General features: G+C 34.9%; 16 protein-coding genes and 1 tRNA gene. 13 read left to right on the top strand and 4 right to left on the bottom strand.

Features of this window, described 5'->3' with window-relative positions:
- Positions 1-29 precede the first annotated feature (29 nt).
- Entirely contained in the window at positions 30-470 is a 441-nt protein-coding gene (locus BLS89_RS06005; protein ID WP_092736589.1) for a thiol-disulfide oxidoreductase DCC family protein, read from the top strand.
- Positions 460-720: a hypothetical protein gene (locus BLS89_RS06000; protein ID WP_092736588.1), complete on the top strand. Its 261-nt coding sequence runs from the start codon at positions 460-462 to the stop codon at positions 718-720. Before BLS89_RS06005 ends, BLS89_RS06000 begins: the two co-directional genes overlap by 11 nt.
- A 453-nt stretch (positions 721-1,173) precedes the next feature.
- Here BLS89_RS06000 and msrB read toward each other — a convergent pair whose 3' ends face one another.
- Positions 1,174-1,635 carry a peptide-methionine (R)-S-oxide reductase MsrB gene (gene msrB / locus BLS89_RS05995; protein WP_245688902.1) on the bottom strand — a complete coding sequence of 154 codons (462 nt, stop codon included), beginning with the start codon at positions 1,633-1,635 and terminating at the stop codon, positions 1,174-1,176.
- Positions 1,636-1,857: 222 nt separating this feature from the next.
- Here msrB and trxB point away from each other — a divergent pair, with 222 nt between their 5' ends.
- The 11 genes from trxB to BLS89_RS05940 all read left to right on the top strand — a co-directional run bounded on the left by trxB (position 1,858) and on the right by BLS89_RS05940 (position 11,256).
- A complete protein-coding gene (trxB, locus tag BLS89_RS05990) occupies positions 1,858-2,802 on the top strand; it encodes a thioredoxin-disulfide reductase (protein ID WP_092736586.1) in 945 nt (314 codons plus the stop codon).
- A 54-nt stretch (positions 2,803-2,856) separates the two neighbouring features.
- Positions 2,857-3,225, top strand: a complete 369-nt coding sequence (gene crcB / locus BLS89_RS05985) for a fluoride efflux transporter CrcB (protein WP_092736585.1) — start codon at positions 2,857-2,859, stop codon at positions 3,223-3,225.
- A 119-nt stretch (positions 3,226-3,344) separates the two neighbouring features.
- Positions 3,345-3,429, top strand: a tRNA-Ser gene (locus BLS89_RS05980).
- Positions 3,430-3,509: 80 nt separating this feature from the next.
- Positions 3,510-4,040: a hypothetical protein gene (locus BLS89_RS05975; RefSeq protein ID WP_092736584.1), complete on the top strand. Its 531-nt coding sequence runs from the start codon at positions 3,510-3,512 to the stop codon at positions 4,038-4,040.
- 181 nt (positions 4,041-4,221) lie between these two features.
- Positions 4,222-6,486, top strand: coding sequence for an LPD23 domain-containing protein (locus BLS89_RS05970; protein WP_092736583.1), 2,265 nt, complete (start codon positions 4,222-4,224; stop codon positions 6,484-6,486).
- 110 nt (positions 6,487-6,596) lie between these two features.
- Entirely contained in the window at positions 6,597-6,878 is a 282-nt protein-coding gene (locus BLS89_RS05965) for a hypothetical protein (protein WP_092736582.1), read from the top strand.
- Between the two features lies 1 nt (position 6,879).
- Positions 6,880-7,377, top strand: a complete 498-nt coding sequence (locus tag BLS89_RS05960; RefSeq protein WP_143017735.1) for a hypothetical protein — start codon at positions 6,880-6,882, stop codon at positions 7,375-7,377.
- A 100-nt stretch (positions 7,378-7,477) separates the two neighbouring features.
- On the top strand, positions 7,478-8,131 hold the full coding sequence (locus BLS89_RS05955; RefSeq protein WP_092736580.1) for a DUF7689 domain-containing protein: 654 nt from the start codon (positions 7,478-7,480) through the stop codon (positions 8,129-8,131).
- A 1,091-nt stretch (positions 8,132-9,222) separates the two neighbouring features.
- The gene (locus BLS89_RS05950; protein WP_092736579.1) at positions 9,223-9,897 is read left to right on the top strand and encodes a hypothetical protein; all 675 of its coding nucleotides are present in this window, start codon (positions 9,223-9,225) and stop codon (positions 9,895-9,897) included.
- Between the two features lie 5 nt (positions 9,898-9,902).
- Positions 9,903-10,517, top strand: coding sequence for a hypothetical protein (locus BLS89_RS05945; protein WP_143017734.1), 615 nt, complete (start codon positions 9,903-9,905; stop codon positions 10,515-10,517).
- 10 nt (positions 10,518-10,527) lie between these two features.
- Positions 10,528-11,256, top strand: coding sequence for a hypothetical protein (locus tag BLS89_RS05940; RefSeq protein ID WP_092736577.1), 729 nt, complete (start codon positions 10,528-10,530; stop codon positions 11,254-11,256).
- 70 nt (positions 11,257-11,326) lie between these two features.
- Here BLS89_RS05940 and BLS89_RS05935 read toward each other — a convergent pair whose 3' ends face one another.
- The 3 genes from BLS89_RS05935 to BLS89_RS05925 all read right to left on the bottom strand — a co-directional run bounded on the left by BLS89_RS05935 (position 11,327) and on the right by BLS89_RS05925 (position 14,638).
- Positions 11,327-12,799: a lipopolysaccharide biosynthesis protein gene (locus BLS89_RS05935; RefSeq protein ID WP_092736576.1), complete on the bottom strand. Its 1,473-nt coding sequence runs from the start codon at positions 12,797-12,799 to the stop codon at positions 11,327-11,329.
- Positions 12,800-12,814: 15 nt separating this feature from the next.
- Positions 12,815-13,840 (bottom strand): hypothetical protein, encoded by a 1,026-nt coding sequence (locus BLS89_RS05930; RefSeq protein WP_092736575.1) that lies wholly within the window; start codon positions 13,838-13,840, stop codon positions 12,815-12,817.
- Between the two features lie 117 nt (positions 13,841-13,957).
- Positions 13,958-14,638, bottom strand: coding sequence for a C40 family peptidase (locus tag BLS89_RS05925; protein ID WP_092736574.1), 681 nt, complete (start codon positions 14,636-14,638; stop codon positions 13,958-13,960).
- Positions 14,639-15,115 lie beyond the last annotated feature (477 nt).

The following is a 15,115-nucleotide window of genomic DNA, read 5'->3' as shown; positions in this document are numbered from 1 at the left end:
CCTTTTTTTTCTTACTTTTGGATAAGAAAATGATAGACTCGTCGAAATATTATCTGTTTTATGACGGAGGTTGCGGACTTTGCAATCGCTGGGTGCAGTGGGTACTGAGGAACGACAAAAAAGACCGCTTTCGTTTTGCCGCATTACAGTCAGATTTTGGGAAGCACTTCTTATCCGAAAGAGGGCTGGACATAGATTCTTTCAGTACACTATACCTTTGGAAGCCCGATGCATTCTATCTCACAAAATCTGATGCGGTCTTAGAAATATCAAGGCTGTTGGGAGGAAGGTTTTATCCTATTTATTTAGGGAAAATTATTCCAAGATTTGTCCGAAATGCTATTTATGATAAAGTTGCCGAGAGGCGTATGAAGCTCGTATCCCCACATTGTATGGTCCCTACGGCGGAAGAGCGGAGAAAGTTTGTCTCGAAGCTGTCACCTCAAAACAAAAATATTAATGATGAATAGAAAAATATCAATTCCCTTATTTGTACTCTTAGGTGCGGCTGCATTCTTTATGACATTCTCACGAGGAATATTTTCTAAAGACAACACCGATAAAAAGCTGAAACAAAGAGCTCAAGAAGCATACAGCTACTGCAAAAAAAATCATATGAATACTAACTATTGTATTTTGGTTGATTTTAATATCCATTCTGGAAAAATAGGATGTTTGCATGGAATTTTAAAGAAAATTGAATTGAACGAGCAGGCTTAGTCTCCCATAGAATCAGAAAACACTTAAAAATCAAGAGTTCGACAATTTTTTAGCTTATATTAACTCAAAAGAGCACAAAAATATAATAAAAAAATCAGCTTAATTCTGAATAAACCAAAGAGAAGTAAATAAAATTATCAAAAAAGACATATCTAATGGCACGAAATTGCTGTACGGCAGATTTTAAGCCTATTTGATTACTCAATTCATTAATGCCCAAAATAACGCCCTTCTATTTAGAGTATTATTGTTCTTTTTGTTTGTGTCTATTAGTGTGTATCTTGCTATATATCTTGCTATATATATTTACGCGTCAAAAAAGTGAGGTATAACATTATTGTTATCCTTAACTAATAAAAGCGGTGGGATTCAAAGCAGATACTGGATAAAATAATCTTCGGAAAATAAATTAAGGATTGTATTTACTTTCTCAAATTACAATGTTGAAGTGTTTTAGAATGTTTTTTTAGCGTCAGGTACGAAATCCAAACAGATAGAATTCATACAATAACGAACTCCTGTGGGCAGCGGACCGTCATCAAACACATGTCCCAAATGGGAATCGCATCTTTGGCAACATACTTCCACACGCTCCATTCCGTGAGAAGAATCTCGTTTATAGACAACTCCTCTTCCGTCTGCTTCGAAAAAACTCGGCCACCCGCAAGAAGATGCAAACTTTGCCTCGGAACGAAATAAATGATTGCCACAAACAGCACAGTAATATTCCCCTTTTTGGTCAAAATCGTAATACTGACCGGTAAACGGCATCTCTGTAGCTGCTTCTCGAGCTACAGCGTAAAGATCAGGAGATAATATTTTTTTCCATTCGGTATTACTTACATTTAAACGAGTTTTATCCGTTCTTGAGTAATACGGATTTTTTAGATGATTGCTTTCCACTCTATCATTCATTGGCTTTAAAGACTGATGGCATTGTACAAAACATATTGCCAGCAAAAGAGATAAGATAATATTTTTCATTTGGTACAAAGGTAGGATAATTTGTTTATTACAACCAATAAAAACCTCAATCTAATTTATAAATACTCTCATTAGATTTTTTTTATCATTTTTTTGAGATTGTGCTATTCCACGATTTCGTATCTTTGCCCCAATTATAAAATTACGAAAGAGATGGAAGAAGAAAATATTTTAGATTGTGTCATTATCGGTTCTGGGCCTTCGGGATATACCGCTGCGATATATGCTGCCAGAGCAGATTTGAAACCGGAGCTTTTTACAGGTCTTCAGCCGGGCGGGCAGCTTACTACAACCACAGAAGTGGATAATTTCCCAGGATACCCACAAGGCATTACAGGTCCCGAGATGATGATGGATCTACAAAAACAAGCCGAACGCTTCAATACTAAAATCCACTACGAAATGATTACTTCCGTAGAGTTTTCTAAAGAAGTGGGAGGTATTCATAAGTTGTCCACCGACAGCCGAAATATCTTTGCAAGAACGGTAATTATTTCTACCGGAGCAACAGCAAAGTATTTAGGCTTGGAAGACGAAAAAAAATATTCCGGCGGAGGAGTCTCAGCGTGTGCTACTTGTGATGGCTTTTTCTATAAAGGGAAAGAGGTAATAGTAGTAGGTGCAGGAGACACTGCGGCAGAAGAAGCAACTTATCTGGCAAATATCTGCAGCAAGGTGACGATGCTCGTAAGAAAAGACCATTTCCGTGCTTCCAAAGCTATGGCTCACAGAGTAGATAAAACACAAAATATTGAAGTTAAATTTAATCACGAGCTTATAGGGATAAAAGGGGAAAATAATTTAGTAGAAAAGGCCGTCGTTATCAACAACAAGACCCAAGAAACCTCCGAAATCCCTGTTCACGGTATATTTATAGCCATCGGACACAAACCCAATACAGAAATATTCAGAGGGCAAATAGACCTTGATGACAATGGGTATATTATCACAAAAGAGAAATCTTCTAAAACAAATCTTCCGGGAGTCTTTGCTGCTGGAGATGTGCAAGATCATATTTACCGCCAAGCAATCACTGCGGCAGGAAGCGGCTGTATGGCAGCAATAGATGCCGAAAGATATCTGGGAGAGCTTAAATAAAATCTATAACAAAAAAGGCTGTATCCTTTCTGGTTCAGCCTTTTACGATTACTAATGAAAGTATTATATATTTTTTTAGGCGGAGGAATTGGCAGTGTTTTACGATTTTTGATTTCAGGCTACACCCAGAAATTATGGAATATCAATCATTTTCCTGCCGGGACAATGTTGGTTAATGTTTTAGGATGCTTCCTCATAGGTTTAGTATCAGGATTTTTTATAAAGACAGAAGATTATCTCAAATTTTTTCTTGCAGTTGGATTTTGCGGAGGGTTTACTACTTTTTCTACATTTTCAGCAGAAGCCTTATCGCTGTTGGAAAACCATCAGTATACAATGGCTGCAGTTTATGTTTTTTTAAGTATTTTTCTAGGAGTTATTGCAGTCTATTTTGGGGTAAATATTAAACCCCAACAAATGTAAAGAGAACATTATCATACACTTAATATTTAATAAACTAAAATAGTTCTACATTTTTTTGGTATAAAATAAAAATAGTTCTATATTTGCACCACTAAAAAGCAAAGTAATTTGTTTTTTTGGGAGAGATGGCAGAGTGGTCGAATGCGGCGGTCTTGAAAACCGTTGAGGGTAACACCTCCGGGGGTTCGAATCCCTCTCTCTCCGCAAATAAAACCTAACTAATTACTACACAAATAGTTAGGTTTTCTTTTTAAGTTCAAATAGAACAAAATAGAACACTTCCTATGGCACTTGGCATCATAAAATTAAAAATGATGCAAGACAAAAATTACTATTATACAGAACCAAAAATTTCTAAAGGTAAAAAATGGTGCGTTTACTTCAGATTTAACGGCGTACTCCGAAAATACTACTTCGGTATCGCACAAGACGCTGAATTTGAAGAGAAGTTGGAATCCGCTATAATACTAAAACAGGCTATCATAAAAAAACTGAAAAAAGGCTGGATTCCTAATGGAATAGAGAAATACGAAATTAAACTTAAAAATATATCTTTCTACAACGCTCTCGAAGAGGTAAAGCCTATTCTAAAGAATAGATTAGCCGCAAGGTCTTATAGTGATTATTGCTGCACTATCCGCTTCGTACAGGACGCTTTAGTCGCTTTGGAATGGAGAAATATTCCTTGTGAAAGGTTAGAAAGACTTCATATAAAAAGAATACCCGCACCTTACCACAGACAGCGACATAGCAGACGAAGCCCTTGCACAATTCTCTGGCAAAAGAGGTGCCGAACGCCTAAGAAAAGGCATTAAAAACCCCACCCTTTTAGGCAGAGTACAGCAGGCGTTACGAGACTTTTGGAGTGCCGTAGCAGAGTTTTTCGGGCTACCGAAATACAGAACTCAGGAAGCCGTAGCAGACCGCACACTCAGAGACCTACTCAGGGGCGTTAATCCTAATGACAACATCAGCAGAACCAAAGCAACATCAGAGGTGAAGTATCACATCATCGGAGAAAAAGGTGCAAGAAATCTTCCTGATGCAGACAAGATACTAAGAGACAAAGACGAAGCCGAGGATATGCTCAGAGGCGGATACGACCCAGAAATCGTAAGACGGCAGACCGGTTGGTACGAAGGAGGAGACGGCAAAATGAGATACGAGTTGCAAGACAAAAACTTCCACCTAAATCCAAATGCCGTAGACAGACTCGTTGCCATTACCAAGAACCTAAAAGAAGGTGAAATTTTTAGAACAAGACTAAAACTTTCTGACTTAGTTGACAAAAATTTTAGTACATTTGCAGCATACGACGATGCCAAAAACATCAGAATAAAAGTAACAAAAGACAGCGGAGATGGCGCTTTTTATGCCGCCTACGACGCAAAAGAAAACGCAATAGTATTTAACCTTTCTAAAGAACTAAATAATGAAAGAGATAGAGCAGCATTTGAAAGAAATATCAGAAAAGACATTGCTCACGAACTCCAGCACTACATCCAAAAACAAGAAGAATTTGCAGAAGGAAGTACCATCGAGCGAGAAAAAAATTTACTATCGCAGTCCGCAAATAGGGGAAGAGCTCAGGAGGTGGATGAAGGAGCGTTACCACTGGACAAAACTCTTTTAGAGAAACAAGCTAAATTTAACTACGAACACCAATACGGAGAGGCAGAAGCAAGAGCGGCAGAAGACCGTTTAGACTTTACACCGGAACAGCGTAGGGATACGCCTATATTCCGCACAGAGCAAAACAGCGAATACAACCCGAAAGACTTTATCGTAAGAACTAAAGACGGAAATACAGACCCCGTAGATGGTTCCTATTATGCCAAAGAAAACTTGTCAGGAGATGACTTGTCGCATAATGACCCTATGCCTCAGAAAACTCTCAGAGAAGTTAGAGAAGCCCTCAGAAACAGAGGTGAACAACAAGCAAGGAATATATTAGAGCAGAGCAGTTGGTACAAAAATAATCCCCGCCAAGAGGAAATAGACAACGCCTCTATCATAGATATTCTCTTAGACCACTTAGACAGAATCAATCAGAAAACTAAAGAACAAGCTAAGGCAAAAGCACAGCAGATAAGAGATAAGAAAAACAACGAAATCAAAGACCTTAAACAACAGCACCGTGCCAAGCTAAAAGCCATCAGAGAAGACTATCAAGCAAAGATAGACGAGCTGAAACAACAAAACATACCAAACGAGCAAGCCCGCAGAGAAGCAAGAAACATTGCCGTAAACAAAATAAAACAGCTCCTTCGCGATAGAAAGGTAACCAAAAACCTTACCCCGTACCAGATGGTAAGATTAGGGAGATATGCCGAGCGTATATTGAAGGCTAAAAATTTCCAAGACGAAGCCGATAAGTTCGATAAGCTTTTCGATAAAGTCAGCGACATCGTAAACCAAAAGATAAACAAGCAGAAAACACAGCAAGACAAAAGCAAAGCTAAATACGACAAAATAGAGTCTAAGGTTAGAGAGTTTTTGAATGCAGACCCGAATATGTCTTTAGATAGTATTCAGAAAAAAATAGCTCCATTAGGAGAACCTATCGCTTTAGACTATGCAGAGAGAGCATATCGTAGAGTGAAAAACGAAAACATCACTCCACAAGAAGCCAGAGCCAAACGCCAAAATGTCAAAAAAAGAGACAAAGAAACCTCAGAAAAGAGAATAAATTTGGAGGACGCCAAAAGAAAGCTAATCCAAAAAACACTCGACAGGCAGTACATTCCAAAGCAACTACTCAGAGCCATAGAAGCCACAAGAACAGAAGACCGTATGGTAAATCTCAACGGGGCATCGGGATGGGCAAAAGAAGTCTACGACCAAGCCGAAAAGAAAATATACGGCGGACTGAATGCAAAAGAAAAAGAAGCATTAGACGACATCATCAAGAATAGGCGTGTCATCACCATAGACGAGCAAAGAGAAAGAAACAGCAAAGTCCCTATCAAACACGAGGACGGCACAGACCAAAATAGAGCAAGAAAAGAATTAGAGAGTATCCTCGAAGACTTTGGCAGTGCAAAATACAAAGAACTATACGACCGTTCAGAAGAATACGGAAAAACAATGAAAGAACTCTTAACCGAAATGAAAGAAAACAGTATCATTTCACAAGAAGCCTATGATAGTATGAAAGACTCTTTCTACTCCCCAAGATTCTTCTTAGAACACTTCTTAGATATTTATGAGCAAGTAAAAAACGAAAAAACAGATCGCGCCAGCAATTCCACAGGACTATAGAAGCCATCAAAATCCTCAAAGACGGTAGCTACGGACTGCTCTTCAGTGATACTTCAAAGCTACTCGCAAATGCCATTGCATCGCAGTACAGAACTATTGCCGTCAATAGAATGAACAGCCTTTTTGCAACCGCAGATTTCCCACAAGCCAAAGCCAAATTTGAAGCCATTCCGGATACCGTAAAAGACCAATACGAACAAAACATAGAGGACGGAAAACGCTCATCCGGAAAAGAAGAAGACTTTTACAGAGCTTTCCGAGAGCTTAACGACAAAATAAAGTTCCCGGCCCCTAAAGAATACGACAAAAACGGACGACCCGTTTACGAAAATCCATACTCTAATAATTTCTCACCTGCCTATTACTATGTGGACCTTCTATATCGAAAATGAGTTGCACAGACTATGGCACGATAATATCGACAGAGGACTAAGTAGCCATACCAAAAACACTATCTCAAAATATACCGGTAACAAAGTAGTTAAAATGGCTGCCACAGGATACAACCCCGCCTTTTCTCTCATAAATGCCTTTAGAGACTCCCAAAGTATCATCCTAAATAGCGATGTATATTCAGACTTCATCATAAAATCCTCATTCCAAATAATCAGAGATGCAAGTATAGGTATCCGAGAATTAGTAAAACACGATAGGAATATGGACTCTTTACTAAAAAAATACTTAGAGTATGGCGGAAGTATGGAGTGGCTGAGTCAGCAGAGTATGTTTGATACTAAAAAAACTATGGGAAAAATCGTGGACAATAGCGTTACCAACAAAGGAACAAAAATATTAAAATATATTTTCGGAAAAGTAAACACTCTCAATAAATATTCCGAAATGATGTTTCGTTTAGGCGTATTCAATAGTAAAATATTTGGTATCAAATAACCCTCTTAAATTATTTTGCCCCTTATTAAATATATTTTTTAACAAAAAAATTCGATTTTAAACATAAATTAGTATTATTTGTAGAATAAAATTAAATACTATGAAAATAAACTATTTAGCAGTGATATTATTTGTAATTTTATTTTTATTTAATTGCTGTAACTCTATAGAGAATATAACAATCAATCAACTAGAAATGCAGTTGAGAAGTTTTTATGAAGGGAGAAACAAACCTTTATTAGGGAAAGCTAATGATCAAACAACACCTGATCTTTATCCTCATTGTGATAATATCCCTACCTTTTCTCATTCGTTGGACCAAAATGAAATTTTCTTTTACACTTCATTTTTTTCAAAATTAGATACTAATCTTTCAAGAAGAACTAGTATTAGTACTCAATGCTATAACTGTGTTTCATGGACACTTGGAATTACCAATGAATGGCTATGGCCTGATGGAGAATTTATATTACCTTCTGAAAAATCTACTAAACCAGAGTTTTTTGATGAATTTTATAAAAAATTAGGATATACAAAAACAACAGATATAAAGGATGCTGATATAGAAGCTTGGGGTGTAGACAATGGCATAGACCCTCTTTACATGACTCACGCATCTGTAAGATATGCTCCAGACAGAAGTATTTGGGAATCTAAACTAGGGGCATTACAACGTTTAACTCATATAGCCGATGGTTTAGAAAGTGACATTTACGGTAAAGTGAGAATTTACTATAAAAAACATCTAATATAAATATTAAGGAACTTGTAAAAAGACATCAAACGCCTAGTTTTCTGCCTACTCATACCCAATATGATGCTTTACTTAGACAACTTTTACCTCTTTCTAATGAGGATATAGAAGAATTTAACGATCTTTATTTCGATTGGAAATCAAAATGGTTTGAAGGTAAACTCGGATTAAGTTCTAACCCTACAGATAGGAAATTAACTCCTTCGTATCAGAAATTAAAAAATTTAGGAGATAAAATAATTCCATTAGTAGTAGGACGAATGTTATTATATGATGATGAATTTTTTGCTTTACAATTATATAATGATTTACAAAAGAATCCTGACCTAAAAATATCGAATAAACATAATATTTTGGAAGGAGAAAAAGGTAAAACTAATAGAAGTGTTGCTTTATATTTAAGATCCTTAAAATAAATTTGTTATAAATCATATTATTTAGTCAGTAGAAAGGGAGGATATAAATACCTCCTTTCTATATATCAATATATTCAAGAAACAAAGCGAGGGAAAAGATTTATAAAGTCTGCATTGCCTTAAATACAGAAAATGTCCAGTATCAGGTAAGCATCAAATCATAAAAATAGAGCTTCCATAAAGAAAAGACAAAATGAGATTAACAATAAACAATATTTTAAATACTAAGAAATAGACTTGATTGTAAACAAAAACAATTGAAAGGCTATAAATTATATTAGTAGAAATAACATCCTTAAAAAAATTCTTAAGTATCGGTACTATGCTACTTTACAAAGACTCGGCTAAAGTCCATTACTAGTGATAATGGTGCTGAGTTTGCACATCATTAAATAATTTCAAAAAACTATAGACTGAATTTTATTTTGCTTATCCGTATAATTTTTGAGAAAATGGGTTGAGTAAATACAATAATTAATTAAACAATAGCCAGTAATCATTAAAATTTAATGCTTTTATAACAAATTCACAAAACAAGTATAATAAAATTAATCTATTTTTTAATATTCCTAATTTTTTTTTTAATTCTCACATTGGAGAGTTAAAAAGTTCATCTGTAATATTTGTGTATTTATTACAAAAAATATATTTTTGTCGCCCAAAAAAATAGAATTTATGAATAGAGTATATTTTTTATTGTCTTTGATTTTATCAACGAAAATAGTTTTTGCTCAGCAAAAGTATACAGGAAATGTAGGAATCAACACAGACACTCCTGAAAAAACACTACATATCAAAGGAAATATGCATTTTCAGGACATAAACATTAAAAATATCGATAGGCTTGATGATGGAGAGCCTTTTCGATATTTAATAAGAGATAGTGGAGATTTAAATAAAATAATCCCCTATACAGAGGCATTTACTAAAACTGTAGACCCTGTGGAAACGACATATATTGATAGTACAGAAACGGGCGAGAGAACAAATCATGATGACTATTACCCAGATGTTAGAATAAGAGGTGCTCATTCAAATTCTAACTATTATATGATATTACTGGATGTTTATATCAATAGTACTATTGATAACGCTCAAGATACATACAGAGGACAAAATTTCGGAAGCAATCTTATTCCGTGGGCTAATTGTAAACTCGATAATGGTCGCAAGAGAATAACTTATGATTATCCCATTTTAAATTATCCTGCTAATGGGAAGAGAAAGAAATGGACAGCTCATATTTTGACTTTTGAAAATAAAGGAGGTTTTGAGATCAAAACTCAAGAAATAAATATGAGAGGAAGAAATGTAGAAAATATAACAGTAGCAAATCCTTTAGTAAATTAAAATAAATGATGAAAAAAAGTATTTTATTTGTTCTGTTGCTTAACTCTGTACTATTAGTGGCACAGAGGGTCGGTATTAATACAGAAACTCCTGACCACCGATACCAACTCGATGTTAACGGAGATATTTTGGTGGAACAGAGCAATCAGGAAGGTGGGTATTTGAGACAAGATGATAAAAATACATTAAACTTTTCTTTTGACCATTTAGTAGTTAGTGAAAAACAAGGCGAAGATTTTGGAAAAATAAAAAAAATAGAGCCTTTCTATGGAAAGCTTGCTCCAGCAGTGGTTGTAAGTCTTAATATCAAAAATGTAAATGGAGTGAATGTTGATCTAAATACAGGTCTCCCAGATAGCGATTACATCGTATATGTAGCAGAAGCTATATTTAGAGGAAGAATTCCAAGAAATGCTTCAGGCGATAATATAATAAATGTTTATCCCACGGAATATTCTTATGTGGAATCCGTAGATGGAACTTATAGATTGAAGTTAGGATTTAATGGAATAGATCAAACTACTTTGGGAGATATAGAAGGAACTTTTCCGGAAGGAAAACAGAATACCGGTGTTAAAGGCTGGACATGTAAATTAATAATTTTATCTAAAAAGAAATAAGGAATAAATCATGTATACAAATAAAATCAAACCAATAACTTTTTTCGTTATATTTTGTTTCTTTAATACAGTTTATGCACAAGTCGGTGTAAATACAGAAAGTCCTGATGAAACTTTGCAGGTAAAAGGTATAGCGAATACTAAATCTCTCTTTTTGAGAACAGACATTAAAACAAATGGAACCCTGACCGAAGACCAAAAGCGAGTGGGGACCACAAAAATAGAATCCCATAGAATATATGAAACACAGATAGAAAATTCCCCTCAATTGATATTTCCAATTACTTATAAGATTACAAATCCAACACTTAGCGAGAATTTTATTCGGGATTTTGATACCAAAATACCTGTAGAGAAATATCAATTAGTAGTGCACTCTTTCTATATTTCCTCCAGAGATTACTATAAAACTCTAATGCCTGTTTATGCAAGTAAAGCAAATGAAAAGAAAACAACATCTGTTAAACTTGTTGCTTTTCCTGGAGATAATGGAACATGGCATATCAAATATGACTCCGGATATCCCGTGCAATTTAAAGGTGCTTTTGGAACTTTTATTCCAGAAGCATCTTCTATAGAGATTTATTGTACAGCTTACAAAGATGTTTATTTCAGAGGGAATTTATCCTTAGATATAGATTTAAACAATGCTGAAGACGGCGGATCAGGCAAAAACCTTAAAGAAGAACTTTTACACTTAATGGGTAAAAGAGATGCCGAGCTTAATCTTTTACAATAATTTCCTTTATGACGGAGAAAAAGATGATTGTTATTCTTTAAGCTATAAAGGTTCCTGAAGAAAAGTACGATTATTTCTTTTTTTTCAATTTTTCAAAAACAAAATCTGCCAATGGGTATATTTTGAGGAAATGATTACCTAAAAGAGCTATTATTAGAACAACAAAAGGCTTATAAACGAGATTATAAAAAGGAATATTCAATTCAGGTAAAAAAAAGGCACCCCCTAAAGCTATCCCCCCAACAATCAGAACATAAAGCATAGGCATACTTAGTGGAAAAACTTTAAATTTAATGTAATTAAAAATAATTTTTACAATATTGAACAAAGTAAGTGAAACAGCATACGCAATTCCCACTCCTAAAATACCAAGGTTTGTAAATTTAATAAAGAAAAAATTCAGCCCAATCGTTACCATTGCCAAAACCAGCATAACAATGATACTAAAGCGATAATATTTAGACATAGAAATAATATAGCCATTGAAACCCGTCGCCAGCTCAAACAAGGTGGCAGCCCCGATAATCCAAACTAAAGACTGTGCCTCGCGAATGGCTCCCCCACTTTTGGGCATATAGAAAGTAAGATATGGAAATCCCACACAGATACAGCATAGCAGTACCAGTCCTATGGAAAAAAGAACAAGAGAAGTCTTCTTATGATAGTGATTCAGCTCTGCCATTGTGCCCTCTGCAAAGTGTTTGTTGATAATGGGAGCCGAGATGCTGTAAAGCCCCATTGCCGGCACACTGACCAGAGAAATGATAGAGTATATCGTACTATAAACACCGTTTTGCTGGAAACCGATATGCTCGCTAATCATATAATTGTCAATACTCAAAGCGAGATAACTTCCCAAATTTCCTAAAAAGCCATAAAAACTGTAATCAAGAAACGGCTTCCACCGGCTATTTTCCTTAAAATAATCCAATGAAAAATCAAAATTGATACCCTCCAGCTTATTTGCGTAATAATAGTAACCCAAAAGAGCGGATAAAAATACCAAAAAGAAAAATAAATAAGCCCAACTCTCTGAAAATCCTAAGAAAAAAAACAAACAAAAAGCCCCTATATTAGCAAGCTTTGGAAATAGATTTTCAAAGATATTGGATATTGCTATTCGCTTGTAATTAGAAATATATTTATTAAATACTGCCGATAGTGCCGATACAAGCACCAGCGGCAATATAAGCCCTTTCATTTCCCATGTTTTGGAATTTTGATAATTGGGAAAAAGCAGATAAAAACAGAAAAAGCAGATACAAAATAGTATAAAATTAAAGACGATACCCAGCAAAGATACCGAGAGCATATTGTGATGCTTGCCGTCCTTCTGCATCTCTTGAAAAAACTTCACATTGGAATAAGATATCCCAAAAACAGCAATAGGAAGGAATAGCTGTGCCGTAGGCAATATAAACCTTAGCTTTCCGTAAAACGATAAATCATTGGTAAATAAGAAAAATGTAGATAGCGTCCCGAGTAAAAAACCGAGATACCCCACAAGGGAATACTTGAAACTTTGTCTTGCCACTACACTCATATACCGCAAAAATAGTTATTTACACGCTTTCAATAGCTTTTTTTCTAAATCTTTTCTAATTTTATCTTTGGTAAAATCTTCAAAAGCAAAGTTGAATACCGGCTTTTTTCCACTGAAATAGCCCTCTTCCAAAAGGATAAAAGGATATTTATTTTGATAAAACTTAGGGAATATAGCTCTTTTCCCGTATCTAATGGCATCACCGATATTTCCACTCGTTTTGGTAATCCCGTAGTTTTCTTTTATCCCCAAAAATTTTGTTTCATCTTGTATCGGGCACCAGAGAATATCTGCCTTTTTCATCCAATCATCAAAAACAGGCTGTGGAACCATCTCTGTAAAATAGACAATATCCAAAACCGTTTTTTCCGATTTTAATTTCTTTATTTTTTCGAGCTCCTGTCCTGAAGCTTTACCTAAAAAGATAACTTTCAGAGGAAGAGTAGCATTATACAGACGATTTATAACACGCTCATAATCACGCCTAAGTTGAGAGACAGAGCCAGGAATTACGATTGTCGGAATTTCATTTTCAGCAGCAGAATCAAATTCATTATAGAAAAGAGGAAGATATTCGTATTTTTCTTGAGCGAGTTCTTGAGACAATACCCATAGGCTTTGTGCCTGTTTATAAACTTTGTCCTTAAGAAAAAGTTTTTCTTTTAATAATAATTTTAACCGGTAGCGGGTTTCTTTTTCCAAAATCCCATTAAGCAGATCTAATTTAGATGCTTTAATGAAATTAAGATTATGGCAAATGACAGCCGTGTGGTAGCGTTTCGTAATGCGGAAAAATAAATCAAAATAACGATGCACCGTACCTATTACGACCAAATCATAATGCCGTTGATTTAATTGTTTTAGAATATCAGAATTACTGGAAAGAAATATGTTGTCTCCATCTACTTCAAGTATTTCTAAAATTCGTTTAGAGAAATAATAATCCACGCTAAACGCTTCTGATTGCAGCATTAGATCGTGAAACCGGTTTGCAATTTCAGCGTGTGTATCCAGTTCTATGTAGGCAATCCTTGCAGGCATTTTAATGTTCTCAAATGAATCAACAAAAAGATAATAGAGTATATTCTGATATTTGTATCGTCCTAAAAAACCGCCTCATATTTTGGGGCGGTTTTATTTATAGGTATTTAAACATTTTTATTGTATAATGCGTTTTCCAAAACGGTATTTCAAACTCCAATATCCGCTATTGAGTGTAGATATCGTAACTCCATTAGATGAAGATGCGTGGATAAATTTAACATCTCCATTAGGTTCTACATTCTCTACAATCCCCACATGTGAAATTCTATTTCCCCCACGAGTAGAAAAAAACACTAAATCTCCTTTCCTAAGATCACCCATACTATCTATCCTTTCTCCTTCCCGAGATTGCTCTGAAGCCACTCTTGGCAAATCTATTCCTATCGCTTCATTGAATACAGAAAGAACAAATGCCGAACAATCTATCCCTCTTCTTGACATTCCACCAAATCTATATGGAGTTCCTATATATGTTTTAGCTTCTTTTAGAATATCATCTACTGTTTTTTCATATTTTATAGCCTCTGCGATGGCAGTATTCGTTTCATATGATTTTTCTAAAACAAATGTATTTTCTGGCATAGGTTTTGAGATATCCAAATCGGCATACAAAGAGCTTTTGGCTTTATGAAGACTCTCTCTATTTATTTTGCCATAGTTTGAGTTTGTTTTAGGGATAGCAGCTATATTAGTAGTGGTACTCGGTGTGGCAGATACTACATAGTTTGTGGCACAAGATTCTAATAAAACGCCCATTACAGCGATGATGATATAGACTAAAAAATGTTTTCTCATTGCGGGGTTTGTTTTTATTATTATCAGTTGACAAGGCAAAAGTATCAAATTCAAACGATTTATGATTTTTTATTTATGCCTAAAACTCACACTTTAACATTTTTTAACATTTTTTTGAAGCTTTTTTAGATTAAAGCCTTAAAAAACAGATGTATTTGCTCATTTCCACAATTATAATCTTAAATTTCTTTAACATTCTTACATTGAACATAGAAAAAACACTATTGAATATATATGGTACAATGACTTGGAAAACAGATTCATTTATTTTGTTTATGAGAAAAGGGATATAAAAACATCTGAAAAATAACAAATAGAATTATTTAATTTTAAACCTAAGTTCAAATATAAAAAGCGACAAGTGGAATAGAAGTTTTATTTTTATTAAAAGAATTCTTTTAAGGTAAAAATACATAAGCACTGGTACAAACCATGATAGATATCCTGTTGCCTTACAAAGACTCGGTAAAGTCCATT

Source organism: Riemerella columbipharyngis (assembly GCF_900101995.1).
Lineage (GTDB): Bacteria > Bacteroidota > Bacteroidia > Flavobacteriales > Weeksellaceae > Riemerella > Riemerella columbipharyngis.
This window is presented reverse-complemented; position numbering and strand designations above follow the sequence as displayed.

Bases quoted from the DNA above. Each gene is read 5' to 3' on its own strand.
- BLS89_RS05935 (WP_092736576.1), bottom strand. From the start codon at position 12,799: ATGAGTGTAGTGGCAAGACAAAGTTTCAAGTATTCCCTTGTGGGGTAT.
- BLS89_RS05950 (WP_092736579.1), top strand. From the start codon at position 9,223: ATGAATAGAGTATATTTTTTATTGTCTTTGATTTTATCAACGAAAATA.
- BLS89_RS05965 (WP_092736582.1), top strand. From the start codon at position 6,597: ATGAACAGCCTTTTTGCAACCGCAGATTTCCCACAAGCCAAAGCCAAA.
- msrB (WP_245688902.1), bottom strand. From the start codon at position 1,635: ATGAATGATAGAGTGGAAAGCAATCATCTAAAAAATCCGTATTACTCA.
- BLS89_RS05955 (WP_092736580.1), top strand. From the start codon at position 7,478: ATGAAAATAAACTATTTAGCAGTGATATTATTTGTAATTTTATTTTTA.
- BLS89_RS06000 (WP_092736588.1), top strand. From the start codon at position 460: ATGATGAATAGAAAAATATCAATTCCCTTATTTGTACTCTTAGGTGCG.
- BLS89_RS06005 (WP_092736589.1), top strand. From the start codon at position 30: ATGATAGACTCGTCGAAATATTATCTGTTTTATGACGGAGGTTGCGGA.
- crcB (WP_092736585.1), top strand. From the start codon at position 2,857: ATGAAAGTATTATATATTTTTTTAGGCGGAGGAATTGGCAGTGTTTTA.
- trxB (WP_092736586.1), top strand. From the start codon at position 1,858: ATGGAAGAAGAAAATATTTTAGATTGTGTCATTATCGGTTCTGGGCCT.
- BLS89_RS05975 (WP_092736584.1), top strand. From the start codon at position 3,510: ATGGCACTTGGCATCATAAAATTAAAAATGATGCAAGACAAAAATTAC.
- BLS89_RS05925 (WP_092736574.1), bottom strand. From the start codon at position 14,638: ATGAGAAAACATTTTTTAGTCTATATCATCATCGCTGTAATGGGCGTT.
- BLS89_RS05945 (WP_143017734.1), top strand. From the start codon at position 9,903: ATGATGAAAAAAAGTATTTTATTTGTTCTGTTGCTTAACTCTGTACTA.
- BLS89_RS05930 (WP_092736575.1), bottom strand. From the start codon at position 13,840: ATGCCTGCAAGGATTGCCTACATAGAACTGGATACACACGCTGAAATT.
- BLS89_RS05940 (WP_092736577.1), top strand. From the start codon at position 10,528: ATGTATACAAATAAAATCAAACCAATAACTTTTTTCGTTATATTTTGT.